Annotated in this window: 23 protein-coding genes; 13 read left to right on the top strand and 10 right to left on the bottom strand. The window is 74.0% G+C overall.

Annotation, left to right across the window (positions count from 1 at the left end):
- The first annotated feature begins 85 nt into the window (after nt 1–85).
- Nucleotides 86–2,095: an ATP-dependent zinc metalloprotease FtsH gene (ftsH, locus tag ACGFIZ_RS06055; protein WP_393416303.1), complete on the top strand. Its 2,010-nt coding sequence runs from the start codon at nt 86–88 to the stop codon at nt 2,093–2,095.
- 35 nt (nt 2,096–2,130) lie between these two features.
- Nucleotides 2,131–2,793, top strand: coding sequence for a GTP cyclohydrolase I FolE (gene folE / locus ACGFIZ_RS06050; RefSeq protein ID WP_393416458.1), 663 nt, complete (start codon nt 2,131–2,133; stop codon nt 2,791–2,793).
- A gap of 136 nt (nt 2,794–2,929) precedes the next feature.
- Here folE and ACGFIZ_RS06045 read toward each other — a convergent pair whose 3' ends face one another.
- The gene (locus tag ACGFIZ_RS06045) at nt 2,930–4,153 is read right to left on the bottom strand and encodes a hypothetical protein (protein WP_393416477.1); all 1,224 of its coding nucleotides are present in this window, start codon (nt 4,151–4,153) and stop codon (nt 2,930–2,932) included.
- Nucleotides 4,150–6,750 (bottom strand): FtsK/SpoIIIE domain-containing protein, encoded by a 2,601-nt coding sequence (locus tag ACGFIZ_RS06040; protein WP_393416301.1) that lies wholly within the window; start codon nt 6,748–6,750, stop codon nt 4,150–4,152. The genes ACGFIZ_RS06045 and ACGFIZ_RS06040 overlap by 4 nt, the downstream gene beginning before the upstream one ends.
- Before the next feature lie 225 nt (nt 6,751–6,975).
- Between ACGFIZ_RS06040 and ACGFIZ_RS06035 the strand changes: the two genes are divergently transcribed.
- Nucleotides 6,976–7,542, top strand: coding sequence for a hypothetical protein (locus ACGFIZ_RS06035; protein ID WP_393416456.1), 567 nt, complete (start codon nt 6,976–6,978; stop codon nt 7,540–7,542).
- 6 nt (nt 7,543–7,548) lie between these two features.
- Here the strand turns inward: ACGFIZ_RS06035 and ACGFIZ_RS06030 are convergent, their stop codons facing one another.
- From ACGFIZ_RS06030 to ACGFIZ_RS06000, 7 genes are read right to left on the bottom strand one after another with little or no spacing between them, the layout of a single operon-like run.
- Nucleotides 7,549–8,148, bottom strand: coding sequence for a hypothetical protein (locus tag ACGFIZ_RS06030; protein WP_393416299.1), 600 nt, complete (start codon nt 8,146–8,148; stop codon nt 7,549–7,551).
- A 13-nt stretch (nt 8,149–8,161) separates the two neighbouring features.
- Nucleotides 8,162–9,319: a M23 family metallopeptidase gene (locus ACGFIZ_RS06025; RefSeq protein WP_393416297.1), complete on the bottom strand. Its 1,158-nt coding sequence runs from the start codon at nt 9,317–9,319 to the stop codon at nt 8,162–8,164.
- Complete coding sequence (locus ACGFIZ_RS06020; RefSeq protein ID WP_393416295.1) at nt 9,316–9,864, bottom strand: hypothetical protein; 549 nt, start codon at nt 9,862–9,864, stop codon at nt 9,316–9,318. Before ACGFIZ_RS06020 ends, ACGFIZ_RS06025 begins: the two co-directional genes overlap by 4 nt.
- A 6-nt stretch (nt 9,865–9,870) precedes the next feature.
- On the bottom strand, nt 9,871–11,829 hold the full coding sequence (locus tag ACGFIZ_RS06015) for an MFS transporter (protein WP_393416293.1): 1,959 nt from the start codon (nt 11,827–11,829) through the stop codon (nt 9,871–9,873).
- A 1-nt stretch (nt 11,830) separates the two neighbouring features.
- Nucleotides 11,831–15,133: an ATP-binding protein gene (locus tag ACGFIZ_RS06010; RefSeq protein WP_393416291.1), complete on the bottom strand. Its 3,303-nt coding sequence runs from the start codon at nt 15,131–15,133 to the stop codon at nt 11,831–11,833.
- 52 nt (nt 15,134–15,185) lie between these two features.
- A complete protein-coding gene (locus tag ACGFIZ_RS06005; protein ID WP_393416289.1) occupies nt 15,186–15,548 on the bottom strand; it encodes a hypothetical protein in 363 nt (120 codons plus the stop codon).
- Nucleotides 15,549–15,560: 12 nt separating this feature from the next.
- Entirely contained in the window at nt 15,561–15,875 is a 315-nt protein-coding gene (locus tag ACGFIZ_RS06000) for a hypothetical protein (RefSeq protein ID WP_393416287.1), read from the bottom strand.
- A gap of 353 nt (nt 15,876–16,228) precedes the next feature.
- On the opposite strand from ACGFIZ_RS06000, the gene folP reads away from it, so the two are divergent.
- The 7 genes from folP (at nt 16,229) to ACGFIZ_RS05965 (ending at nt 20,851) form a co-directional block, all read left to right on the top strand.
- On the top strand, nt 16,229–17,101 hold the full coding sequence (gene folP / locus ACGFIZ_RS05995; RefSeq protein ID WP_393416285.1) for a dihydropteroate synthase: 873 nt from the start codon (nt 16,229–16,231) through the stop codon (nt 17,099–17,101).
- Nucleotides 17,098–17,520: a dihydroneopterin aldolase gene (gene folB, locus ACGFIZ_RS05990; RefSeq protein WP_393416283.1), complete on the top strand. Its 423-nt coding sequence runs from the start codon at nt 17,098–17,100 to the stop codon at nt 17,518–17,520. Before folP ends, folB begins: the two co-directional genes overlap by 4 nt.
- Nucleotides 17,517–18,044: a 2-amino-4-hydroxy-6-hydroxymethyldihydropteridine diphosphokinase gene (folK, locus tag ACGFIZ_RS05985; protein WP_393416281.1), complete on the top strand. Its 528-nt coding sequence runs from the start codon at nt 17,517–17,519 to the stop codon at nt 18,042–18,044. The genes folB and folK overlap by 4 nt, the downstream gene beginning before the upstream one ends.
- A gap of 19 nt (nt 18,045–18,063) precedes the next feature.
- Nucleotides 18,064–18,594, top strand: coding sequence for a DUF3180 domain-containing protein (locus ACGFIZ_RS05980; protein WP_393416279.1), 531 nt, complete (start codon nt 18,064–18,066; stop codon nt 18,592–18,594).
- 120 nt (nt 18,595–18,714) lie between these two features.
- Entirely contained in the window at nt 18,715–19,932 is a 1,218-nt protein-coding gene (locus ACGFIZ_RS05975; RefSeq protein WP_393416277.1) for an ABC transporter permease, read from the top strand.
- 58 nt (nt 19,933–19,990) lie between these two features.
- Nucleotides 19,991–20,299: a hypothetical protein gene (locus ACGFIZ_RS05970; protein ID WP_347666798.1), complete on the top strand. Its 309-nt coding sequence runs from the start codon at nt 19,991–19,993 to the stop codon at nt 20,297–20,299.
- Nucleotides 20,300–20,362: 63 nt separating this feature from the next.
- Entirely contained in the window at nt 20,363–20,851 is a 489-nt protein-coding gene (locus ACGFIZ_RS05965) for a hypothetical protein (protein ID WP_393416275.1), read from the top strand.
- A gap of 72 nt (nt 20,852–20,923) precedes the next feature.
- On the opposite strand, the gene ACGFIZ_RS05960 is transcribed toward ACGFIZ_RS05965, so the two are convergent.
- Nucleotides 20,924–21,937 carry an ABC transporter ATP-binding protein gene (locus tag ACGFIZ_RS05960; RefSeq protein WP_393416273.1) on the bottom strand — a complete coding sequence of 338 codons (1,014 nt, stop codon included), beginning with the start codon at nt 21,935–21,937 and terminating at the stop codon, nt 20,924–20,926.
- A gap of 2 nt (nt 21,938–21,939) precedes the next feature.
- On the opposite strand from ACGFIZ_RS05960, the gene ACGFIZ_RS05955 reads away from it, so the two are divergent.
- From ACGFIZ_RS05955 to ACGFIZ_RS05945, 3 genes are all read left to right on the top strand, one after another.
- On the top strand, nt 21,940–22,626 hold the full coding sequence (locus ACGFIZ_RS05955; RefSeq protein WP_393416271.1) for an ABC transporter permease: 687 nt from the start codon (nt 21,940–21,942) through the stop codon (nt 22,624–22,626).
- Nucleotides 22,623–23,345 (top strand): ABC transporter permease, encoded by a 723-nt coding sequence (locus tag ACGFIZ_RS05950; RefSeq protein ID WP_393416270.1) that lies wholly within the window; start codon nt 22,623–22,625, stop codon nt 23,343–23,345. The genes ACGFIZ_RS05955 and ACGFIZ_RS05950 overlap by 4 nt, the downstream gene beginning before the upstream one ends.
- A gap of 177 nt (nt 23,346–23,522) precedes the next feature.
- Nucleotides 23,523–24,527, top strand: coding sequence for a glycine betaine ABC transporter substrate-binding protein (locus tag ACGFIZ_RS05945; RefSeq protein WP_393416268.1), 1,005 nt, complete (start codon nt 23,523–23,525; stop codon nt 24,525–24,527).
- The last annotated feature ends 50 nt before the right edge of the window (nt 24,528–24,577 follow it).

Genomic DNA, 24,577 nt, shown 5'->3' with positions numbered 1-24,577 from the left:
GGCCGCCGCCACGGCGGCAAACGCCATTGAAGACGGTCAGGACGTCGATCAGGAGGATGCGGGCGTCTCTTCGCCCGACGACAGTATGGAACGTACGCGTTTCTTCCGCCGACCGGTGGTCTGGATCATCCTGGTCATCCTCGGCGCCGTTGTGCTCAGTCAGCTGTTCACCGCTGGTCCCAGCTACCACCGCGTGGACACGTCCGTTGCGCTCGATCAACTGCATACCGCGAAGATCAAGAAGGCGGTCTACCAGGACAAGGAGCAGACGCTCCAGCTCGACCTGGAGAGCAAGACCAAGTTCGACGACACCACCACCGACCGGATCGAGGCGCAGTTCCCGTACCAGGCCGGTGAGCAGGTCTGGAACGAGGTCCTCGCCGCCAAGGCGGCCAACCGGATCACCGGCCCCGCCGACACCAAGGTGTCGAGCGACAGCGTCTGGGTGAGCCTGCTGGTCAACCTGCTGCCCATCGCGCTGCTCGTGCTGCTGCTGCTGTTCTTCATGTCGCAGATGCAGGGCGGCGGCTCCCGGGTGCTCAACTTCGGCAAGTCCAAGGCCAAGATGATCACCAAGGACACGCCGAAGACCACCTTCGCGGACGTCGCGGGCGCGGACGAGGCCGTCGAGGAGCTGCAGGAGATCAAGGACTTCCTGCAGAACCCGGCGAAGTACCAGGCCCTGGGCGCCAAGATCCCGAAGGGCGTGCTGCTCTTCGGCCCGCCCGGAACGGGCAAGACCCTGCTCGCGCGCGCCGTCGCCGGCGAGGCCGGGGTACCGTTCTACTCGATCTCCGGCTCGGACTTCGTCGAGATGTTCGTCGGCGTCGGCGCCAGCCGGGTCCGCGACCTGTTCGAGCAGGCCAAGTCGAACGCCCCGGCGATCGTCTTCGTCGACGAGATCGACGCCGTCGGCCGCCACCGCGGCGCCGGCATGGGCGGCGGTCACGACGAGCGCGAGCAGACGCTCAACCAGCTGCTCGTCGAGATGGACGGCTTCGACACCAAGGGCGGCGTCATCCTGATCGCCGCCACCAACCGGCCGGACATCCTCGACCCGGCGCTGCTGCGCCCGGGCCGGTTCGACCGGCAGATCCCGGTGGACGCCCCCGACATGGAGGGCCGCAAGGCCATCCTGCGGGTGCACGCCAAGGGCAAGCCGTTCACCCCCGACGTCGACCTCGACTCGGTGGCCCGGCGTACCCCGGGCTTCAGCGGCGCCGACCTGGCCAACGTGATCAACGAGGCCGCGCTGCTCACCGCCCGCAAGGACCAGCGCGCGATCACCAACGACTCCCTGGAGGAGTCGATCGACCGGGTGATCGCCGGTCCGCAGCGCCGGACCCGGGTGATGAGCGACCAGGAGAAGAAGATCACCGCGTACCACGAGGGTGGGCACGCGCTGGTCGCCTGGGCGCTGCCGCACGCCGCGCCGGTGCACAAGGTGACGATCCTGTCCCGCGGCCGTTCGCTGGGCCACACCCTGGTCCTGCCGACCGAGGACAAGTACACCCAGACCCGCGCGGAGATGGTCGACACCCTGGCGTACGCGCTGGGCGGCCGGGCCGCCGAGGAGCTGGTGTTCCACGAGCCGACCACCGGCGCCGGCAACGACATCGAGAAGGCCACCCAGTTGGCCCGCGCGATGATCACCCAGTACGGCATGAGCTCCAAGCTCGGCGCGATCAAGTACGGCACCAGCGGCGACGAGCCGTTCCTCGGCCGCAACATGGGCCACGAGCGGGACTACTCCGACGCGGTGGCCGCCGAGATCGACAGCGAGATGCGGGCGCTCATCGAGTTGGCCCACGACGAGGCCTGGGAGATCCTGGTCGAGTACCGGGACGTCCTGGACAGCATCGTCCTGGAGCTGATGGAGAAGGAGACCCTCTCCACCGCCGACATGGCCCGCATCTGCGGCCGGGTGGTGAAGCGCCCGCCGATGGCCCCGTACAACGGGTTCGGCAAGCGCCAGCCGTCCACCGAGCCCCCGGTGCTCACGCCGGCGGAGAAGGACGCACTCAAGGCGCAGGCCCAGGCCGACGGCGCGGCCGTCAGCAGCGGCAGCCCCAACAACTCGGACGGTACGCACTGAGCACCGAATCGACAGTCGGCCAGGAGGGGGCGGCGCTGGCCGCCTCCTCCACCGAGCCCGATACCGACGAGCTGGACTATCTCGCCGCGCGCCTGGTCAACGGCCGGTTGACCGGCCGACCGGTGGAGGAGTCCGTCGACCTGGGCCGGATCGAGAAGGCGGTCCGCGAGATCCTGATCGCGGTCGGGGAGGACCCGGACCGGGACGGGCTCGTCAAGACCCCGTCCCGGGTGGCCCGGGCGTACGCCGAGCTGTTCGCCGGGCTGCGGGTCGACCCGGCGCAGGTGCTCAGCACCACCTTCGAGGCCAACCACGAGGAGTTGGTGCTCGTCCGGGACATCGACGTGATGAGCCTCTGCGAGCACCACCTCCTCCCGTTCCGGGGCAGCGCGCACATCGGCTACATCCCCGGGCCGGACGGCCGGATCACCGGGCTGTCCAAGCTGGCCAGGCTGGTCGAGGTCTTCGCCCGCCGCCCCCAGGTGCAGGAGCGACTCACGTCGCAGATCGCCGACCTGCTGATGGACAGGCTTGCCCCGCGCGGCGTCGTGGTGGTGCTGGAGTGCGAGCACATGTGCATGGCGATGCGCGGCATCCAGAAGTCCGGCGCGAAGACCATCACCTCCGCGGTACGCGGCACGCTCCAGCGCGACGCGAAGTCCCGCGCCGAGGCGATGGCCCTGATCATCCCCCGCTGACCGCGGGAGCTTCCCCGGCGTCGCCGGGTCGGGCGTCCGCCCGGCCCGGCGACGCCGCCTTCGGACCGGGGCCGGCGGTGGTCGGTGCGCGGGGTCGCCCCCGCGCTCGTCGTCACATCGCGCCGGCCGGGGCGGGTCAGCCGGCGAGCATCGACAGCAGGATCCCGGTCGTGGCCAGCACCGCCGGGACGAGGCACACCAGCGCTCCCCAGCGGGGCGTGCGGTCCAGCCAGCCGGCCGGTGCCGCCAGAACGGGTGCGACCTGATCCGGCGTCCCGGCGGACGAGGCCGCCCGACCCTCCGGACCCTCGACGCCGGGCACGGGCTCGCCAGCAGCGCCGCCCACACCGGCACCGCTCGCCGCGACTGAACCGCCCACACCGGCACCGCCGGCCGCGGCTGAACCGTCCGGACGGGCGCCGCTCGCCGCGGCTGAACTGCCCGGACCGGCACCGCCGCCGGCCTCGGGTGCGCCGCCCACGGCGCCGTCCGCCTCAGGTGCGCCGCTCGCGTTGGCTGGGCCGCTCGCCTCGGTTGGGCCGCCTGTGTTGGGTGGGCTGCCCGTGCCGGTTGCGCCGCCCACGCCGAAGCCGGGCGGCGGGACGGGCCGCGCCGGACCGTCGACGCCCGCCCGGGAGTTCCCGCCGAACAGGCGGCCGACGCCCCACCAGCCGGCGACGAAGGCGACCGCGGGCATCGGCAGGCCGCAGAGCAACGCGGCCACGCTCGCCGGGCCGGTGCCGAACGCCGCGTGGAGCGCAACCTGCAGAAGCGGCACGACCAGCGCCAGCGGCCCGTACACGAGCAGGTTGCGCGCCCGCGGCGGCCAACTGCCCGGGTGGAGCCGGCGCCGCGCGGTGAGCACGTCGTCCGCCACGTCCGCCCAGCCCCGGGCCGCGCCCAGCGTTGCGAGCACCGCGGTCGGCCCGCCGACCATGGCCCGGGCCGCCTCCGTCAGCTCCGGCGGCGTCGGCACCAGCGCCATCGGCGGTACGCCCAGCTCATGCAGCCGGGAGCGTTGCGGGGCGAGTCGCTCGCGTACGGCGGTCAGCTCCTCACGGGCGGCCTGGACCGCCCGGGCCTGCTCCGTGGCGGCGGCCGCGGCGCCCCGGCGCACCCCGTCGAGTTGACGGGCCGCGGCGACGTACGCCGTCCAGGCGGCCTCGACGCCGGCCCCGGCGCCCCGGCTGCCTCCGGCGGCGTGGTGGCTGGCGCCGCCTGAGGCGTTCGTGGTGGCCCCGGCGCCCGGATCCCCGGCCTCGGCGGGAGGGGACGGCGCGGGGCCGGAACGGTCAGCGGTCCGCTGCGGCAGCGGGCCGGTCACGGACGGCGCGCCGGCGCGAACCTGCTCCGGCCTCATGACCTTTCCTCCCCGGGCTCGGCGAACGGCACGAGGAGGATGCCCGACTCGGCCGGGCCGTCCCAGAGCATGGCCCGGCCCGGCCGGGGCCGCCACTGCACCGGGTGCCCGAACAGCGGCGCCAACTGCGTTCCCGGCACGTCGACCGCCACCACGGCGGCGAGCTTGCCGACCTCGTCCCCAGGCTGGCTGACCGCCGCCACGAACGGCGGCACCGTACGCCACCAGCCGAGCAGGTGCCGGCCGGCGGGCGGGCCCTCCCGCAGCAGGCTCCGGAGCCGGTCCGCAGGCAGGTCGGCCGGCGCGGGCCCGTCCAGCCCGAAGGCCACCAGGTAGCCCGGTTCGTCCGCGTCCAGCGCCGCGAGCAGCCCCGGCAGGTCGACCCGGTCCACCCGGTGCTGTGCGGCGAGATCGGCGGCGAGCGCCCCGGCCACCGGAGCCGCATCGGCGGTCAGCGCCGCCACCAGGAACCGCCCGGTGCCTGGAGCATGGTGCGCGGCGACGCTGCGGACCGCGGTCGCCAGCAGGGCGGGCGCCGCCGCGGTCGGGCCGAGGACGGCCAGGTTACGGCCGGCGGCCGGGCCGAGCGGGACCGCCACCGTCGACCGGGGCAGGTCCACGGCCCGGCCGAGCAGGGCGGCCGGACCGCTCGACCGGCCGGCGGAGGCCGCCCGGTAGCGGGGATCGTTGCGCAGCCGCGGACGCGCCCAGCCGGCGAAGACCACCGGCGGGGCGGAGCGTTCGGGGCGGGCCGTCCAGAGCCGTTGCCGCAGCTCCTGGATGCTGTCGGGGCTGCCGTGGGGGTCGGGGAACCGGACGGTCCGCTCGTGGCCCCGGGTCGCGCCCCGAGGCCCGCCGAGCCCGCCCGCGGTGTTCACCACCGCGCTGCCCACCGGCAGCCCGGCCGCGGCGTCGTTGCTCGGTTCCAGCACGGCGCCGCCGCCGGCCAGTGCCACCCGCACCGGGAACTGCCCGAGCATCGAGTCGCGGGGCGTCGGGCCGCCGGCCACACCGAGGTCACCCTCGCCGGCCAGGACCAGGTGGATCCCGTACGCGCGGCCCGTGCGGGCGAGGGCGTCCAGGCGGGCCGCCGCCTCGCTCGCCACCCCGTCCCGCTCGGCGAAGAGCAGCGCGAGATTGTCGATCACGCAGACCATCCGGGGCAGATCCTGGTGCTCCCGCAGCGCAGTGAACCGCTGCCCGCCCGCCCGCCGCCCGGCCTCCTCGCGGCGCCGAGCCTCCGCCGCCAGTTCGTCGAGCAGGTCCAGCACGTACTCCCGGTCGGCGGCCATCCCCGCCGAGCGCACCTGGGGCACCCAGGAACGGTCCCGGGCGGTCTGGAGGAAGTCGGCGAACGACTCACCGTCGCCCAGGTCGGCCAGGTGCAGGGCCAGCTCGGCCGGGCCGTACCGGGCGGTGAGGCCCAGCAGCACGTTGGTGAGGAACGCCGACCGGCCCACGCCGGACCGTCCGCTGACCAGCCAGTGCGGGGTCAGCTCCGTGAAGCCGACGGGGACCGGCCGGCCGCCGGCGTCGCCGACCGTGGTGGAGATCCCCTCCGCCGAGCTGGCCGTCCACAGCGGCGCGTCCGGATCGGGCAGCAGATCGGCCAGACTGAGCCGGGAACCCGCCTCGACCTCCTCGGCGAGCCGCCGACAGACGACGTTCACCAGCTTCGGGGGCGGGTCGTCGTCGACGAAGACAGGCGAGTTCAGCCCGCCCGGCGGCGCCGCCCCGGGGCTGGCGAACGAGGTGCCGGGCGGGGCGCCGAGCAGCGCGTACGCGTTGCGCAGGCTCAGCGCGGTGGCCAGTGGCAACGCGGGACGGGTGGCGTACGGGCCGGCCGGGGGCCAGCCGGCGACGACGAGGTGCAGCCCGGCGGCCGGCCCCTGCTCGGCCAGCGCCTCGATCCGCCTCAGGTCGCTCGCCCCAATCGGCTCCGGCAGCCCGGCGATCATCAGCAGCAGCGTCCGGTCGTGGCGGCGCGGCCGGCCCGTCCCCGGCGCCACCCACTGCTCCGCCTCGGTGAGCACGGCCCGCAGCTCCGCGACGTCCTGCGCGGGCGGCGGCAGCAGACCGGCGTCGGCCAGCGCCGCGAACGGCGAGAACGTGCCGGTACGCGCGTCCGGGGCCGTGCCGGCGTCGACCGGGACGGCGTCCACGGCGCGGACCAGCAGGCAGCCGGTGGGCGTCGCGGCGAGCAGGCGCAGGAGGATCGCCCGCAGCAGCCCGGCCACCCGGGGATCGCGGGCGTCGGTGTCGATCGCCAGGTGCCCGGTGCCGAGCAGGGGCACCAGCGCGGGAAAACGCGCGTCCTCCAGCGGCGCGGCCGTGCCGACCCGGACGAATGGTGGCGGACCCTCGCCAGCGGGAGCCTCGACCGTGGCCGTCTCCAGTGGCGCCCCGGCCCACCCCGGAGCCAGCAGCGCGGCGGCCGACCGCAGTCGATCCGCCAACTCGTACTGGCGGCGCTGGTCGGCGGGCGCGGGCCGGGTCTCGTCCAGAATGTTGGCTGCTGCTGCGGCGGTCGCCTCCGCCCGGCGGTGCAGGGCAGCGGCGCGGTTCGTACGTGCCCTCGGACCGGCCACCGCGTCCACCCCCTCGTCCCGAGGCTGGCAACCTCCCCGAGCAGTGACGGTATCCCAGGTCCGGCCCGTCCAGCGGGATGCGGCACGGCGGTGCGCCGGGTGATTACCGGCACCGCAGGCCCGTCGCCCGCCGTCCGCCCGGCACCGCTTCCAGCCCTCCGTGCGCATCGCGATGAGGGGTTCCGGGGCATTGGGTACGGGGCGTCCAGCCGATAGCCTCAGGGGGTGGAATCAGTGCATCCCCCCGCCGGTTCCCAGGTATCCCGCGTGCCGGCGCAGCGGACCCCGCCGCCGGACCAGTTGGCGCCCCCGCCGCCGGCACCGGCGCCGGCCCGCCCGCCACGTCGGCTCCGGACCGCCGTCACCGTGGTCGCCGGGGTGGTCGCCCTGCTCCTTCTCGGCGGCGGCATCGCCGCCTTCGTCCTGTACGACCGCGCGACAACCCCGGACCGCAGCGCCCCCGACGTGGTGGTCGACAACTACCTGCGTGCCTTCCTGGTCGATCGCAACGACATCAAGGCGAACCAGTTCACCTGCGATGACGATGCGCCAGGGCTGAAAGAGATCCGACTGTTGCGCGACGACCTAGTCGCGCGAGAGACGCGATTTGCGACGACAATTTTGGTGACCTGGGGCAGGCTCGACGTTCAGGAGCAGGGCGACAGCGCCCACGTGCGCGTCGACCTGATAATTTCCGCCTCTGTCGAAGGCATGTCACAGAGCGATCGCCAGCCGTGGCGATTCAAGGCCAGTCGCGTTGACAATGGGTGGAAAGTGTGCGACGGAGCGCCTGCCGGCTGAGTCGTCTCACTCGATCCAGAGCAGGTGGACCGGAACCTCCAGGGTGGTGGGTGGCTGGCCGCGCCAGGCCCACCGGTACCACTCCAGTTCCGGCGTGACCCGGACGCAGATGTCCCCCTCCGCGCCCGAGTAGGTCTCGGTCACGGCCCGCAGGTCCCGTTGCTCGCCGGAGTCCGTCGCGTGCACCACCCGGCGGCCGGTGACGGCGTCGGCCTCGAACACCGGCGTCGGCGACCGGTGGGTGGGCGCGTCCAGGGACACCAGGTTGACGCTCGACCCTCCGCCGGGGCTGACGTCACGCGCGTCACCCAGCGTCTCCACCCACACCCGTTCGACCGGGACGAGCGGAGCGAAAACTTCGACCTGCTCGGATTCGGCCCGATACCACTCGTGCTCCGAAATGACGGGCACGTACGTGCGGCTGTTCTGCACGACCCGCTCGTCGGCCCGCAGGTCGCCACGCCAGCCGAACCCGGGCAGCCCGACCAGGACCCGCCGGCCGCGCAGCTCGATCCGGCCGCCCGCGGGCACGATCTCGATCGGGCGGGGTGGGCGGGGCGCCCAGTCGGGCTGGTCCGCGAAGGGATCGGGCAGCGGCCCCGTCATGCGTCCGGACGCCTCACGCCTTGCCGTTCAGCGGCGCGCCGCGGTCGCGCATGAACGGCACCGGGTCGATGGCGCCGTGACGGGACCGGTCTCCGTCGCGGTGCACCTCGAAGTGCAGGTGCGGACCGGAGGAGTTGCCGCTCGTCCCGACCTCGCCGATCACCTCGCCGGCCTCGACGAGCTGACCGGGTACGACCCTCGGCTTGACGATCATGTGGCAGTACCGGGTGATGTATCCGCCAGCGTGCAGCATGTCGACGAACCAACCGCATCCGCCCTTGTTCGGCCAGCCGTCCACGTCGCAGCTCAGCCGACCACTGTGGTCGGGGTCGCAGCGGGCGACCAGCACCCGGCCGGTGGCCGCGGCTCGGATGAGCGTGTGCTTCGGCGCGGCGATGTCCACGCCGTTGTGACTGGGCCGCTCCGCCGTCCGGAACCCGGAGCCGACGCCGCCCGGAATCGGTGCCGTCCAACCGGAGGCGGCGATCGCACCCCGGGCGGCCGCGTTGCAGATGCTGCGCTGGGAGATCTGCGCCGTCCGCGCCGCCCCGCCGGCCAACGCGTCGACGATCTTGCTGGCCAGCTCCTCGTGCTTGGCGTAGGCGTCCGGGAAGGCGCTGACCTGCACCCGCTGGGCGGCCCTGGTCAGTGGCATCCGCTCCCAGTCGGGGACCTTGACCAGCTTCTCGTAGAACTTCCGTGAGGAGTAGGCCGGGTCCTGCAGTTGCTCCGGAGAGCCCCAGCCCTGGCTCGGCCGTTGCTGGAACAGGCCGACCGAGTCGTGGTCGTTGCGGCTCCCGAGATGGGGCAGGTTGCGCAGGGCGGACTCCTGCATGGCGGTGGCGACGGCGATCACCCAGCCCCGGGGCGGGACCTTCATGTCCGAGCCGACCTTGATGATCACCGCGGCGTTGCGGATCTGGCTGTCGCCGTACTGGGCGAAGCGCGGCATCGCCCCGGTGATGTTCACCTCGTGTCTCGTACCGCAGGCGGACCGGGACTCGGGGGACACGTCGTCCGCCCCGCCGCTGAGCTCGGTCAGGAAGAACGCGGCCGTGCCGCCGGTGCAGCAAAGCAGGGTCAGGGCGGCGGTCAGCGCCGTGGCCAGGGCACCGAGGCGCAGCTGCCGGCGACGGGGCGGAGCGCCCGCTTCCCGTACGTGATCGCTCATGTCCGCTCCCAGTCCACCGCGTCTACCAGCCACTGCCCGTCGGGGGCCACGAGCTCGAGGCGGAGCTGCCCCGAGTCGAGCGGGATCAGCACCTCGACAAATTTCTCCGTCCGTGGGCGGACGCTCGGTTCGCCGGTCGTCCGCTGTGCCGGGACACCCGCCGGGTCAGCGCCGGACAGCTTCTCGGTCAGCTCCGGCGTGGACAGCGGTCGCAGCCTGGCGTGCCACTCCTCGGCGCTGTCACCGCGACCTCCCAGCCAGGCGGCGGTGAATCTGTCGGCGGTCTGCTCCGGCGTCAGCGCGCCGGCCCGCGTCCTGGGCGACGGGGGCGCCGTGCTGCCGACCACGCCGTCGTCACCGGCCTCCGGGTCGACGGTGGTGATCGGCTGGCTCGGCCGGCTGCTCAGACCGGTCCCGGGGTCCGCGGGACCGGAGACCAGTCGGGCCGCGCCGATCACGCCGAGCACCAGGACGGCGATCGCCAGGGCAACGCCCAGCCGGGACCGCAACAACCTGGTGACCAGGAACTCCACCGCACGCCGCATCGCCTGTCACCGGGCCTCGGTGCGAATCCGGGGCGCGGCGGGACGAGGCGCGGCGGGCTCAGCCGAGCCAGGGCGGTAGATGACGAAGGACGGGCTCTCCTCGGGTACGTCCGGCTCGGTCCACGTCGCCGGCTGGCGACGACGCGGCTTCGGCGCGGTGGGAGGCGTGGCCGCGCTCTGCTCCGGTACAGTCGCCTCGTCTGGGCGCTCCCGGCCGTCGGGCCGCTGCCGTTCGCTCGTCTGGGCGGCGGCTGCGCTGGACTGGCTGGGATCCTCGCTCCGGGCTTCGGGCCGTAGGGTGCTCGGCGCCAGCGTGGCACCCCTGTGCCGGTTCAGGGCCGGCTCGGCGGTGCCGCCGGGCTCGGCCAGGTCGAGCCGCGCGGCCGTGCGCATGTCGCGGAAGAACCGGCGGTGCCACGAACCGGCCGAGCTGACCGCCTCGCTGCTGTCCTTGCCGCCGAGCTGCGTGATCCGTCGGTACGGGCGAAGGAGCAGCCAGCCGACCACTCCGCACAGCCAGACCAGCACCACCTGCAGCCAGCCGGGCAGGGTGGCGGTGCTCATGATCAGGTCAACCGCGAAGAGGTAGATGGCGGCGCCGGTGCCGAAGATCGCGATGTTGAAGACCGCCGCGACGACGGCGTTGGCCAGCCTCCGCAGCCCGGCGCTCGCTGGCCGCAGCAGGCCGACCGTGCCCAGGATCGGTGCTGCGATCACCGCCCACCGGAAGATCAGGAAGCCCAGCAGAACCAGCACGGAGGCGGTGAGATCGAACATCGCGAACAGCAGCGCGGCCAGTACCGCGATGAAGCCGGATCCCACCCGGTCCATGTCCCGGATGCCCTGGAGGTATTCGTAAGCCTCGGGATCCTCGGTCTTGATCTGCTGTGCGACCCGCGCCCACTGCTGCTGCTTGGCGTCGATGGTCGCCTCCCGGGTCTTCGGGTTGGCCCGGAGCTTCTCGGCCTCCTCCCAGGACAGCGACTTCGCGTCGTAGAGTGCCGGGCCGTACTTCTTGGCGGTCTCGCTGTCTGCCGAACCGAGAACTCCCCGCAGCCAGTTCCGATACAGCATCGCCTCGGTCGCGGTATCGCTGGCCCGGACGGCCGGTGGGCGCTTGTCGACGCAGGCATCCGGGTTAGGCAGGGCGCACTTGTCGGGCGGGATGTCCCTGGAAGCCGGGCCGACAGCGTCGTGGACGACGCCGAGGGTCGTCACGAGCGTCCCGTCGGCGATGTTGGCCGACTTGACCGGCCACGCCGCCAGGGCCGTCACCGCGACCATCACGACCAGGGCCCAGCCGGCCGTGGTCATGGCGTTGCTCATGTCGGACTGGCGGGAGCGCCAGAGCAGGTAGAGACCCACCACGCAGAGCGTGATGATGCCGAAGACGCTGAACACCTTCTGGTAGACGGCTTTCGTGGCCTGCTCGACCAGCGGGTCGGCCCAGCCCCACATCGACCGCGGGTTCCACGCACGCTCGCGCAGCGCGTTCGAGGCACCGATGATCGCCGTCGCGATCATGAACTCACCGTTGGCGACGGTGGTGGTGAACTTGTAGTCCGGGTGGAGTACCGACGAGGCACAGCCGCCCGGAATGTCGTACGTGGGGTAGCTGTATCCGGCGTACCCGTAGTCGCTGTACAGGCCCTTCGGGCCGGGCAGCTTGGCGGCGTCGGGACGGCCCGCGAACCAGCCGGCGAGACCCGAGTCCGGTGTCCCGGGTACCGGAGCGTTGCGGCACTGGACCTCGCTCTTGCTGACCTCGCTGAGCTTCGTGACGCAGGCGCGGAAGTCGGCTTGCCACTCCTGGGTGCTGCACAGATCCGCCCGTGCCTGCGCCTGCGCGACCGGCGTCGCCGCGTACGCGCTCCCGCCGCCCACCGCCGGCCAGGCGACGGTGGCCCCGGCGAGTACGCCGAGCGCGAGCAGGAACGCCGTTATCCGTGCCCGGGCCCTCGCCATGTCACGCCTCCAGATCCGGCAGGATGGTCGGCAGCTGCCCGGCGGCCGAGGCGACCGCGGCGGGGGTGGTGTCGAGATGCTCCAGCAGTCTGTCCACGTACGACACGTCGACCCGGACCTTCTGCACCCGTCCGTCGACGTCCCGCATGACGAACTCGCGGAAACCGAGCCGGGCGGCGGAGGTGGCGTCCGCCATGGACAGCGAGGCCAGGGTGGCCTCGTACCCGTCGTCGACCGGCACCCGGAGCAGCCGTAGCGCCTCGGAGGCGATCTCGCTGTCCTCCGCGATCCGGCCGACGAAGACGGTGGAGACCAGGTTCTGCACGTCGAGGCCGAGGATGTCGCGGGGGTTCTGCGAGGCCACGAGGGCGGCGAGGTTCCACTTGCGGGAGTCGCGGGCGAGCCGGACCAGGAACGACCGGCCGGAGCGCCAGCCCTCCATGAAGTGCGCCTCGTCCAGGCCGACGAGCTTGCGCGACGACATCGAACCGCCGTAGCAGCGGCGCACCGCGAGCCGGTGGGCCGTGTGCAGCATGGGCAGCGCGAGGGCCTCCTCGGCCGACCAGTACTCGCGTTCGATCTTGAGATCGGGCAGCCGCAGGCCGGCCATGGTGATCACGGTGAGCGCCGCGTCCGCGCCGAGCAGCCCCTCCGGCGGCCGGCCGAAGAAGAGCATCGCCAGCGGCATCTCGGCCGTGTCCAGCAGCAGGTTGGCCAGCTCCCTGCCGGCGTCGTCGTCCAGCCCCTGGAGGCAGGCGACCACGTCGTCCAGGGTGGACGTCTCCTCCGCCGGCACCTGGCGTACGGCGTGCCGGAACAGGGTCGCCGTGGACGCCTCCCGGGCGACCTGCGGCGGCACCAACATCATGCAGATGTCCTGGACCAGCATCCGCCGCTCGGCCCGGGCGTTGGAGACCGAGATCTCGAACTCCCGGTCGCCCGCCGCGCCGGCGCCGAACTCGCTGCGCAGCGGGGTCGGGATCAGCGCGTACGGGGCCAGCGTCCCCTGCTCCGAGCCGGTCAGGTTGAGCACCCGCGCGTACGGTCGCAGCTCCGGCATGTCGCACAGCCGGGCGAGCGGGCCGGACGGGTCGAGCAGGGTCACCTGCACCCCGCGCCGCGCGGCCAGGTAGCCGAGCGCGCCCAGCAGGGTGGACTTGCCGCCGCCGGGCTCGGCGACGAAGACCGCCAGGCCGGACCGCTCCCGCACCTCCGTCGGGAAGTGCAGGTCGAGGAAGACGGGCCGGCGGCAGGTGCCGGCGGTGCGCCCGATGAGGTCGCCGCGGCGGTCGCCGACCGTGGAGGCGGCCTGCGGCAGCGCGGCGGCGAGCAGGTGGACGGGCATCCGTCGGACGTAGCCGGTGTTGGCGACCGGCTCGCCGGGGATGAACTCCCGGGCCAGCCAGTCCTGGTTCTTCGGGTGCTGCAGCGAGATGCGCAGCTCGCGGGAGTAGAGCTGGATCAGCCGCCGGGCCCGCTCCAGGCACTCCTCCCGGGTACGGCCGCCGACGGCGATGCGGTGCCAGCCGTGCGCGCGGGCGGAGTCCACCGGCAGCCCGGTGGTCATCTCGTCGCCGATCACCAGGGCCCGCTTGGCCAGCCGCTCCAGCTCCGGCGGGGCGTCGATGCCGTGCTCGGCGTAGTCGAGTTGCTGGGAGCGGATCATCCGCAGCCGGTGCTCGAGGTTCCGGAAGGAGTCGCCGGAGCCGAGGATGTCGACCCGGGTGGAGGTTTCCATCGGCCAGGGCAGCCGCTCGTGGAAGTGCAGCCACGGCTCGTGCCGCTCGGGGATCTCCAGCGGCTCCATGCGGCCGACCGCGAGGACGGCCACGTGCCGCTCCTCGCCGGTCATCCGGTTGACCAGCTTGACCGTCGACCCGTACGGGGTGCGGTACCGCTCGACCTGCTCGGTGAGCGCGAGCAGGTCGCCGCGCTCCCACCGGCCGTTGGTGACGGGGGAGAGGGTGCCGGGCGGCGCCATGCAGAGCGCGACGGAGCGGTACAGCAGCCACTCCAGCTCCTGCGCGGTCACCCGCCGGCCGCGCATGCCGAAGGCGCCCAGCACCTCGTCGAACTGCTCGACGGTACGGCCGAGCTTGCGGCGCTCGCCCCCGGCGACGCCCCGGCCGAAGGTGCGCAGCAGCCGCTCGGTGAGCGTGTCGCCGAGCGAGCGCCGGGCGAAGGTGACCCCGAGGTACGTCTGCCCCTCCGCGTGGTTCACCGAGAGGAGGTGCCGCTGGGCGGCCACCAGGTGGTCGCCCCAGCCGGGGGTGCCCGCCACGTCGGGCAGCGGGGCCGGGGTGTGCGCGTCGATGGTGCGGGCCCACTCGTCGGCCGGGAAGGGCCGGGTGGTGCGGCGCAGGTGCAGCCGGAAGCCGGCGAGGCCGGCGTACTGCTCGGAGATCGCGGAGAGCAGGGCCTCCCGCTCGGCGTCCGGCCGGAACGCCCAGCGCACCTCCGGCAGCCAGTACCAGGCGGTGACGGTGTTCGGGGTGAAGGTGAGGTGCCCGGCGATCTCGGTGATGGCCAGCTCGACCGACGGGTCCCGGTCCCCGAACTTGATCTTCGGCGGGCGCACCGGCCTGGCGGGTTTCGCCGACTTCGCCGGCTTAACCGGCCGTTCCTGCCGGTCGACGGTCCGCTGTCGCGGCGGCGTGACCTCGCGGGCCGCCGGGGGCTGCGCGGCGGCCCCGGGCGCGGGGCGCCCGGCCCACCGGCCCGGCTCGGGGTCCCGGCGGGGGGACCGTCCGGACTCCCCGGACGCGGGCGGCTCCACGTCGCGCCAGCCGTACGTCTCGTCGTCGGCGGCGGCGGGCGGGGGGATCACCGGCGGGGGCGGCAGCTTCGGCTGGGCGGGCGGGCGCACCACCGGCAACCGGTCGCCCGCCTGCTGCGGGACCCGGGTCCGGGCCGGGGACGGGGCGGGCCGCTCGACGGCCGGCGGCTGCGCGGCCGGCGGCTGCTGGTGCGGGATCGCGGGATGCTCCCGCCGCGGCGGCGCGGGCAGCGCCGGCCGGGACGCGCCGGGGTGGGCGCCCCCGAACAGGTCGAGGAACGGGGAGTCGATGTCGGCGCCGTCGGGGATCACCGGGGCGGGGGCGTCGGCGTTCGGTGCGCCGCGCCCGGGAGCGGGCCGCGGTGCCTGGAAGACCCCGACCCGGCCGTGCCCGGGCGTGGTGGCCAGCGCGGGATCGACGGCGGTCTCGTCCAGCTCCTCGCTCGCCGGGTAGTCGAACGAACGCGCACGGTTGCCGTGCGGCGCGGCGTGACGTCCCGGGGAACCCGGCGTGGAAGAGCGACTCATGCCATCGCCTCGCCCGAGTGCCGTCGTTGCCGCCCGGTCGGGGTACGCCCGGTCATGCCAGTTCCTCCCGGATCCTGATCCGGCTCGCCACCAGGCGCGGATCGCGCAGCTCGGCGGCCGGCTCCCGGGTCCGTCGCCAGTCGGTCAGCGCGGTGCGGATCACCATGCGCGCGGGCCGGTCCGGGTCGACGTGCCGGAAGATGAACGAGGTGCTCACGATGGCGAGCGCGATCTCCCAGGCCGGGAACAGCTCGACCTTCAGCGTGAGCAGCCAGTGGATGAACATGTAGAGGGGCACGAGCAGCATGAACAGGCCGTACTGGGCGTACGGCAGGTGGACGGGCAGGGTGTAGCCGGGCGGCCCGAGATAGACCAGGCGGGCCCGGTAGATGTCGTCGTCGGTCCGCAGCCGCATCTCTGCCCGTGCCTACTCGAAGATCAGGTTGATCAGGTAGTCGCCGACGAAGAAGAGCGTGGCCGCTCCCGCGATGAAGGCCAGGCCGACGATCGCGATCGCGGAACTGGTCAGCACCTTGGAGATCTCGCCCCGGCTGGCCCGGCCGATGAAGATGACGCCGAGCACGGCGAGCAGGATCGGGGCGATCTTGCTCGCGAAGAACGTGACGACCCCGTTGGTGTCGATGCCCTTGGGCGCGGGCTCGGCGAGTGGAGTCGACGCCAGGGCGTGGAGCGCGTGGATGGCGCCGGACGACGCCGCCTCCATGAGCTCGATGGCGATCACTGGAACCTCCCCAATCGCGGCCGGCGGAGCCGCGGCGGTGCAGTAGGCAAGCCTGGCGGGATGATGCTCACTCTGCGCAAGGTACGCAACCCTGCGTTCGGCGCCCACCACGGAGGGTGGTGAGCTTTGGGGGGATTTTTCCCGCTTCGGCCCTCCCTCCAGGCTTCGCCGTCTCGCTGCTGGGCAATTCCAAAGGGTACGGGCCGCCCTCCTTTGCGACAAGCCGCGAAGAGTCGACCGGGAACGACCTCGGCGACCGATCGTACACCTGTTCCAATGTGCATGTCAGGGTCGCTGCGGGACGTTGCGACCGGGCCGCCGAGAGCCGCCCGTCGGACCGGTACGGTGCAGTCGTGACCGATCTGGTACGGGCGCAGGGCCCGGTGGTGATGGGCATCCTCAACGTCACGCCCGACTCGTTCTCCGACGGCGGTCGGTACGCCGATCTCGACGCGGCCGTCGCACACGGGGTGCGACTCCGGGCGGAGGGCGCGCACCTGGTTGACGTCGGGGGCGAGTCGACCCGTCCCGGCGCGGACCGGGTGGACGCGGAGACCGAGGCGGCCCGGGTGCTGCCGGTGATCCGGGAACTGGCCGCCGCCGAGGTCACCGTCAGCATCGACACCACCCGGGCGCGGGTGGCGGAGGCGGCCCTCGCGGCCGGTGCCGCCGTGGTCAACGACGTCTCCGGCGGCCTGGCCGACCCGGACATGGCCCGGGTGGTCCGCGACGCCGGCTGCCCCTGGGTGCTGATGCACTGGCGGGGGCATTCGCGCGGGATGCGCGAGCTGGCCACCTACACCGACGTGGTCGCCGACGTGAAGGCCGAGCTGGCCCAGCGGGTCGAGGCGGCCCTGACAGTCGGGGTGGCCCCCGACCGGATCGTGATCGACCCGGGCCTCGGCTTCGCCAAGACCGCCGAGCACAACTGGCAGCTCAGCACGCGTCTGCCCGAGCTGCTGGAACTCGGCTTCCCGCTGCTGTTCGCCGCCAGCCGCAAGTCGTACCTCGGCCAGCTGCTGGCCGACGCGGACGGGCATCCCCGGCCGGCCGGCGGCCGGGAGGCGGCCACCGCCGCCACGAGCCTGCTCGCGGTGGCGGCGGGCGCCTGGGGGGTACGCGTGCACGACGTCCTCGGCACCGTCGACGCGCTGGCCGTCTGGCGGGCCAGCGGTAGCCCGCGACTGGTCGCCACCCAGCTGGTGGGAAAGGAACAGAATCGATGACCGACCGGATCACGCTGACGGGCCTGCGGGCGCACGGGCGGCACGGCGTCTACGACTTCGAGCGCGAGCGGGGCCAGGAGTTCGTGGTCGACGCCGTCCTCGAGCTGGACCTCACGCCGGCCGCCCGCTCCGACGAGGTGGCCGACACCGTGCACTACGGGGAACTGGCGGAGCGGCTGGTGGCGGTGGTGACCGGGGAACCGGTCAACCTCATCGAGACGCTCGCCGACCGGCTCCTGGCGGTCTGCCTGGCCGACCCACGGGTGGCGCGCGCGACGATCACCGTGCACAAGCCCGAGGCCCCGGTCCCGCACGCCTTCACCGACGTGGCGGTCACCATGACCCGCAGCCGGGTCGAGACCGGCGAGCGGGCGGCCGGCCCCAGGCAGCAGACCCCCGGTAACGGGGGTGCCTGGTGACCCGCGCCCTGCTCTCCCTCGGCAGCAATCTCGGGGACCGGCACGCCCACCTCCGGACGGCCGTGGCCGGGCTCGGCGACGCCGTGCTGCTGGTCTCCGGTGTCTACGAGACCCCGCCGTGGGGCGACGCCGACCAGCCCGCGTACCTGAACGCGGTGGCGCTGGTCGAGGACCCGGCGGCGGCGCCCGAAGACTGGCTGGAGCGGGCCCGGGCCGCCGAACGCCGGGCCGGACGCGAGCGCGATCCGGCCCGCCGGTTCGGCCCCCGCACCCTGGACGTCGACGTCGTGGCGGTCTGGGACGACGCCGGGGAGCCGGTGCTCCGCGACGGCCCCGAGCTGACCCTGCCGCACCCCCGGGCACACCTGCGGGCCTTCGTGCTGCGGCCCTGGATCGACATCCAGCCGTACGGGCGGCTGCCCGGCCATGGCTGGCTGACCGATCTGCTGAACGCCGAACCGGTGGCCGGCGACGCGCTGGAACTGAGCCCGCGGCCCGATCTGGCGTTAGAGTCGTCGGCATGAGCCAGTGGAGCCGGCCGGCATGACCCAGGCGCAGTCCCCACGCGGAACGGACCACGACCGGTTCAGGATGGGCCCCACCCGGATCTCCACGCTGGTCGTCGCCGGCCTGGCCGCCGCCGCCGTGGCCTGGCTGCTCATCAGCAGCACGTACCGGGAGTTCCCCCGGCTGCCCTGGCTGCCGGTGATCACCCTCGCCGTGCTGGCCGTGCTCGAGGGGTACGCCGCGGTCAACACGCGGGGCCGGATCGAGCGCCGGCCGGGTCGCGACCCGGTCAACCCGCTGATGGTGGCCCGGTTCGTGGTGCTGGCCAAGGCGTCCGCCCTGGCCGGCGCGATCTTCGCCGGCTTCTCCGCCGGGCTGACCGGGTGGCTGCTCATCGAGCCCACCCAGGCCGCGGCGACGGACCGCCCGGCCGCCGGGGCGAGCCTGCTCGCCTCCCTCGCGCTGGTGGCCGCCGCGCTGTGGCTGGAGCGGTCCTGCCGGGTGCCGGAGCGGCCGGAGGACGAGCGCGAGCCCGACCACCGGGAGAGCCGACCCGGCCAGCGTTGATCACGGGGGTTACGCCGATCGCGGCGCGGGGGTACCGTGCCTGGCGACCGGTGACCAACGGCCGCGACCGGTCCGCCCCGGGCGGACCGGTCGCGGCCGTACCTGGGGAGGGCGCGCGTCATGGGGTACGACGATCCGGGCCGGCACGCCCCGGTGGAGCCCTCGTCAGGGGTGCCCGCGGCGGTACTGGAGAACGTCTTCGACGACCCCGCCCACGGTGAGCCGGGGCGGGACCGGCTGGCCGTGCACGTGGTCTGGGAGGTGGTGCTGGCCGCCGGCCTGGCCGTGCTGATCTGGCTGCTCTGGCAGGCGGACCCGGCCGTGCTGGGCGATCCCGGCCTGCGGGTTCTGCTGGTGGACGTGGTGGCGCTGGGGCTGCTCGCCCTGGCCGCCGGGCTGAGCCTGCGGACCGCCGCGGTGAACCTGGCGATCGGACCGGTGATGGTCGCCGCCGCGCTGCACTGCGCAGAGCAGGGCGACCGGGGCGTGGCGCTGGCGCTCGGCCAGGCCGCCGCGGTGGCCGCCGTGGGGGGCCTGGCCCTGGGGCTCGCGGTGACCGTCCTGCACGTGCCGGGCTGGGCGGCCAGCCTGGCCGGGGCGGCCGGGGTCGTGGTGTACATCGGGCCCCGCTCCGAGCCGGTCCTGGTGCAGAGCGGGTACGACCCGCGGGGCAGCACGTTCTACCTCTTCGCGGGCTTCGCCGCCGTGGCGGTCCTCGGCGGGCTGTTCGGGGCGATCCGGCCGGTACGTCGGCTGGTCGGCCGGTTCCGGCCGGTGGCCGACCCGGCCCGCCGGCGGGGCGCGGTGGCGGCGACGGTGGCCACGCTCGCCTGCGTCGTGTCCACCGTGCTCGCCGCGCTGGCCGGGATCCTCGTCGCCACCAACGGCAGGGACACGGTCGGCCCCGGCGACGGCCTGGACTGGACGGTGCTGGCGGTCGGCACCGCGCTGCTCGCCGGCACCAGCGCGTACGGCCGGCGTGGCGGGATCTTCGGCACCCTGCTCGCGGTGAGCCTGGTCGGCGTCGTGTTCGCCTGGGCGCACGTCGAGGGCTGGGCGGTGAGCCGGTGGGCGGTCGGCGGCGCCGCACTCGGCGTGGGACTGCTGGTCACCCGGCTGGTCGAGGCGTACGGGCGGCCCCGGCCGGCGGGCGCCGACCCGGAGCCCCCGGCCCTCGCCGACTCCACCCTCGGCTCAGGCTGGTCGGTGCCCCGGCCGACGAAGCTGGACGACTGGCCGCCCGCCCTGCCCGTCCGCCCCGACGACACCCCCACCGACCCGTGGGACGCGTCCCGGTGGGAGACCCGCCCGCCGCGCTGGGACGGCGGCGACCGCTGAGACCGACGCGCCCGCGTCCGGCGCGCCGGTGGTGATCTCGCCGGTTAGGCTCGGCGACATGACCGAGACACCTTCCACCGGTCCGGGCGGGACCACGTTCGACGAGCTCGACGCGCTGTCCACCGAGGAGTTGCGGGAACGGGCGTTCGCGCTGGCCCGGGAGCGCCACGACGTCCGGTTCTTCTGGTCGGTCCTGCGGCACCTGCCGAACGCCGACGAGGCCGCCGCGCTGGACGGCGCGCCGAACTCGGTCGGCCCGACCGTCGACGAGGCGGCGGCGCTGTGGCGGGAACTCACCGGCCACGGCTACGAGGAGTCGGCGCCGCTGCTGCGGGCCAAGTTCATCGACTACCTGATGCAGCGCTGACGAGCCCCGACCGTGACGGTTCGTAGGTTTGCCCGCCGGCCCGCGCCGGGAACTGGGCGCCGCATGGCTCTCACCAACGGCGCGGTCAGCCGGTACGGGACCGCGGCCGGCACCGGCACGCTGGCGGCGCTGGTGCTCGTCGGCGTCTGCGGCAGCCCCCTGTACGTCGGGTGGGCCGAGGACGCCACCGACCCGAACTCGGCCGGCGGCTGGTTCCTGCGGCTGCTCGCCTGGCCCGCCTGGCGGCTCGGCTCCGGCGACTCGGGCGTGCTCGCCACCGACCTGCGGGCCATCCTGCTGGTGATCCTCACCGCCGCCCTGCTCTACGTACTGCCCGCCGGGCAGGTCGCCCGGGTGCAGGGCTCGCTCAGCCAGTTCTTCTCCGGCTGGGGCGCGTACGTGCTGGCCGCCGGACTGGCCGCGCTGCTCGGCACGCTGCTCGGGCCGGACCCGTCGCTGCTCGGCGCGGTGCAGGCCGCCGCCACCGGCGCCGGCTACGGCTTCCTCTCCGGTTGGATCATCGGCACGGCCAGCCTCGGGGGCCGGGCCTGACGGGCCGCCCCTTCCCTGCGGCTCGGCTGCCCGGCGAACGCCGCCCCCGCGGCGGACCGAGACCTACCGTCGTCAGTCCTGGCGCCGGGCCGGGGCGAGCGCGCGTTCCCGGGTGAGCAGCCCCGCCGCCCGCCCGTCGGCGGTGACCAGCACGCGGTCCGCCCCCGAGGTCAGCATCACGGCCAGCGCGTCGTACGCCGAGGAGCCCAGCGTGACCTCCGGCAGCCCGGCCGGGTCGGCGGGCACCGGGTCCAGCGCCTCCGCGGTGACCGGGGTCACCGCGAGCGCCCGGATGCCCCGGTCCGCGCCCACGAACTGCCGGACGAACCCCGAGGCGGGCGTGCCGAGCACGGCCGCCGGGCTGTCGTACTGCTCCAGCCGGCCGCCCTCGGAGAGCACGGCGATCCGGTCGCCGAGCCGGACCGCCTCGTCCAGGTCGTGGGTGACCAGCACGATCGTCTTGCGCACCTCGGCCTGGAGCCGCAGGAACTCCTCCTGCAGCCGGGTCCGCACGATCGGGTCGACGGCCGAGAACGGCTCGTCCATGAGCAGCACCACCGGGTCGGCGGCGAGCGCCCGGGCCACCCCGACCCGCTGCCGCTGCCCGCCCGACAGTTCGTGCGGGTAGCGCCGGCCGAACTGCCCCGGGTCGAGCCCGACCAGTTCCAGCAGTTCCGCCGCGCGGCCGCGGACCCGGTCGCGCGACCAGCCGAGCAGGCGGGGCACCGTGCCGACGTTGGCGAGGACGGTCTGGTGGGGGAACAGGCCGACGTTCTGGATCACGTACCCGATCCGGCGGCGCAGCGCGACGGGGTCGACCCGGGTCACGTCCTCGTCGCCCAGCAGGATCCGGCCGCCGCTCGGCTCGACCAGCCGGTTGATCATCCGGAGCACCGTCGACTTGCCGCAGCCGGACGGGCCGATGAGCACCACCAGCTCACCCGCCCGGACCTCCAGGCTCAGCTCCCGGACCGCCTCGGTGCCGTCCGGGTACCGCTTGCCGACGCCCTCGAGGGTGATCGACGCCGCACCCGGATGCGCGCCGTCGAGTTCGGCGGCGCCGGGGGTTTCCAAGGTAACGTCCACGCATGTCCTTCCGCCTGAGCTACCGGGCCGACCCGGGTAACCCGTGGTTCTCCTGGCAGTACGTGCGGGACAACTCTGACACGATCCTCGCCGCGCTGCGCGACCACGCCTGGCTGACCGCCCGGGCCGTGCTGATCGCCGCGCTGGTGGCCCTGCCGCTGGCCGTGGCGGCCCACTGGTACCGCTCGCTCGCCGGCCCGATTCTCGCACTCACCGGAGTGCTGTACACGGTCCCGTCGCTGGCGCTGTTCGCCTTCCTCGCGCCGTACCTGGGCATCGGGGCGCTGACCGTGCTCAGCGTGGTGGTGCTGTACGCGCTGCTGGTGATCGTCCGCAACGTGCTCGCCGGGCTCGCCCAGGTGCCCCCCGAGGTCCGGGAGGCCGCCGAGGGGATGGGGTACGGCCGCTGGGGCCAGCTGTTCCGGGTCGAGCTGCCGCTGGCCCTGCCCGGTGTGCTGACCGGGCTGCGGCTGGCCACCGTGTCGACCGTCGCGCTGGTGACGGTCGGAGTGGTGGTCGGCCGGGGCGGTCTCGGCCAGCTCATCTTCGCCGGCTTCCAGAACAACTTCTACAAGGCCGAGATCATGACCGGCACACTGCTCTGCGTCCTGCTCGCCCTGGCCCTCGACCTGCTCCTGGCCGGGCTGGGTCGGGCGGTCACCCCCTGGCTGCGCGGGAGGGCCCGGTGAGCAACCCGGTAGGCCAGGCGGTGCTCTGGCTCAACGACCCGCTGAACTGGACCAATCCGGGCGGCATCCTGGACCGGCTCGGCGAGCACCTGGCCATGTCGGCCGCCGCCGTGCTGCTCGGCTGCCTGGTGGCCTGGCCGGTCGGCCTGTGGCTCGGGCACACCGGCCGGGGCGGCGGGCTGGTCGTGCTGGTGTCCAACGTCACCCTCGCCGTGCCGACCCTGGCGCTGCTGACCATCCTGCCGCTGACCTTCCTCGGCTTCGGCCGCTCCTCGGTGGTGGTCGCGCTGGCGGTCTTCGCGGTGCCGCCGCTGCTGGCCAACGCGTACACGGGGGTGCGCCAGGCCGACCCGGAGGCCCGGGACGCGGCGCGCGGGATGGGCCTCTCCGGCGGGCAGGTGCTGCGCCGGGTGGAGCTGCCGCTGGCCGTGCCGTACCTGGCCGCCGGCTTCCGCACCGCGACCGTGCAGGTGGTGGCGACGGCCGCGCTGGCCTCGTTCGTCAACGGCGGCGGGCTCGGCCAGATCATCCGGGCCGGCTTCGGGCTGGACATCGCCGCCGGCGGCGGGCAGATCATCGCCGGCGGCGTGCTGGTGGCCGGGCTGGCGGTGCTGGTCGAGCTGGTCCTCGCCCTGGTCGAGCGCCTGGTCACCCCGCGCCCGTTGCGCCCGGTCCGGCGCCGGGCGAATCGGCGCGCCGCCGCCGTCCCCGGGAGCTGAGCGCCGCCCGTACCGGGGCGGTGTGACGATCTGGTGACAATGGCCGCCTTGAGTTGTCCGCCCCTCGTGCAGGATGTTGGGTGAGAGATCACGGGCGATCGAAAACACCGAATCGCCCGTCGGACACGCGGCCGGCCCGGAGGGGTCGCGCCGGGACACGGAAGGCGGGCTCGACCCATGCGCGCACGTACACGGCTGGCGATCGGCGCGATCGGCGCCCTCGCCGCGGCGGGTGTCCTCACCGGCTGCGGGGACGCCGGCTCCTCCGGCACCGAGGCGCCCCAGCAGGCCGCCTCGGGGGCCGGCTGCGCCCCGGTGGCAGGCGACCAACTGGTCGTCCTGACCGACGACAAGAAACTGCAGAACACCGACAACATCCTCCCGGCGGTCAACGCCAAGGTGGCCAAGCCGGAGCTGCTCGCGGCGCTGGACAAGGTCTCCGCGGCGCTGGACACCACGAAGCTGATCGGGCTCAACAAGGCCGTCGACGTCGACCGCAAGACGTCCAAGGTCGCCGCCGAGGAGTTCGCCACGGCCAACAACCTCACCCAGGGCGTAGCCAAGGGCCCCGGCGGCACGATCGTGGTCGGCGCCGGCAACTTCAGCGAGAGCCAGACGCTGGCCGAGCTGTACAAGATCACGCTCACCGCCGCCGGGTACCAGGTCAAGGTGCAGCAGATCGGCAACCGGGAGCTCTACGAGCCGGCCCTGGAGAAGGGCGAGATCCAGGTCGTCCCGGAGTACGCGGCGACCATGGCGGAGTTCCTCAACACCAAGGCCAACGGCAAGGACGCGCAGCCGGTCTCCTCGCCCGAGCTGGACAAGACGGTCGCGGCGCTCAAGGCCGCCGGCGACAAGGCCGGCATCGTCTTCGGGACGCCCTCCGCCGCGCAGGACCAGAACGCCTTCGCCGTCACGAAGGCCTTCGCCGACAAGTACGGGGTGAACACGCTCTCCGAGCTGGCCGCCAAGTGCTCCGGCAGCGCCACCGTGCTGGCCGGCCCGCCGGAGTGCCCGCAGCGTCCGAAGTGCCAGGCCGGGCTCGTCCAGGTCTACGACTTCAAGGCCGGCTCGTTCAGCTCGCTGGACGCCGGTGGTCCGCAGACCAAGAACGCGCTGAAGACGGGCAGCGCCAGCGTCGGGCTGGTCTTCTCGTCCGACGGCGCCCTCGCGGCGAGCTGACGCCGGGCCGGTCGCCGGCGGTCCACGCGCCGCCGGCGACCGGCATCGCT

The sequence above is a fragment of the Micromonospora sp. NPDC048830 genome (genome assembly GCF_043198215.1).
In the GTDB taxonomy this organism is placed as follows: Bacteria; Actinomycetota; Actinomycetes; order Mycobacteriales; family Micromonosporaceae; genus Micromonospora.
This window is presented reverse-complemented; position numbering and strand designations above follow the sequence as displayed.